The sequence below is a fragment of the Protofrankia sp. Cr1 genome, from assembly GCF_963555865.1.
Taxonomy (GTDB): Bacteria; Actinomycetota; Actinomycetes; order Frankiales; family Frankiaceae; genus Protofrankia.
Map to the genome: position 1 here is coordinate 5,696 of NZ_CAUVXO010000334.1, position 766 is coordinate 6,461.

The 766-nt window shown below is 63.6% G+C and carries 1 protein-coding gene; it reads right to left on the bottom strand.

What is annotated here, in order from left to right; genetic code table 11:
• Positions 1 to 7: 7 nt before the first annotated feature.
• Complete coding sequence (locus U9980_RS20590) at positions 8 to 763, bottom strand: iron-containing redox enzyme family protein (RefSeq protein ID WP_416210342.1); 756 nt, start codon at positions 761 to 763, stop codon at positions 8 to 10.
• Positions 764 to 766 lie beyond the last annotated feature (3 nt).

Genomic DNA, 766 nt, shown 5'->3' on the forward strand with positions numbered 1-766 from the left:
GGATGAATCAGTGAGCACGGCTGGACTCCCGCGGCGATGCGTTGCTGCGACGGCGTGTCCATTCCGCGTAGGACTGCTCCATCAGGGACGTGGTCAGCCAGAGTGTGGTGACCGCGACGCGATGTACTGCATCAGCCTGCTCGCGGGAGGTCACCGCATGGCGGATCGCGTGCTGTACCTCGGCCGCATGCTTGGAGTCGATCTCCGAGTGCGCCACGAAGAAGGCCATGTCGCGGTCGCTCAGGCCGAGCGATTCCCGGGCCTTCACCAGCACCGGGCTGATGTGGTCGTACACCGTCTCGGCCCAGTAGGAGTAGCCCAGGCGGGAAACTGGGCTTTCGCGCAGAACGACACCGTAGAGATACTGGATGAGTGCGTCGGTCGCCGGCAGCGGCGCTTCGTCGACGGGTTCGTCCGGGCCGATCAGGCCGACCGCGCGCAGATCGTGCAGGATCAGCTTCTCGTGGCCGAGTTCCTCCCTGGCATGGCTGTAGACGAAGCGCAGCAGACCGATCTGTTCCGGCTCGGCGCGAAGGGCCGCGACCGCCTGGTTGATCGAATTATGTCGGGTGTAGTGGTAGATCTGGATCATTATGATTCGGTACAGCTCACGGTCGAATCCGTGCGCCGTGACGTGCTGCCAGAACGCACTGTTTCGGGCCTGTGCCCACAGGTCGCTGATCGAGGTGTCCAGGCGTGCGAAAAGTTCGTCGTGTATGGCGTTCGGGACGACCTCTTCGGGCGTGGCCACTGCGTCAAGGATGTC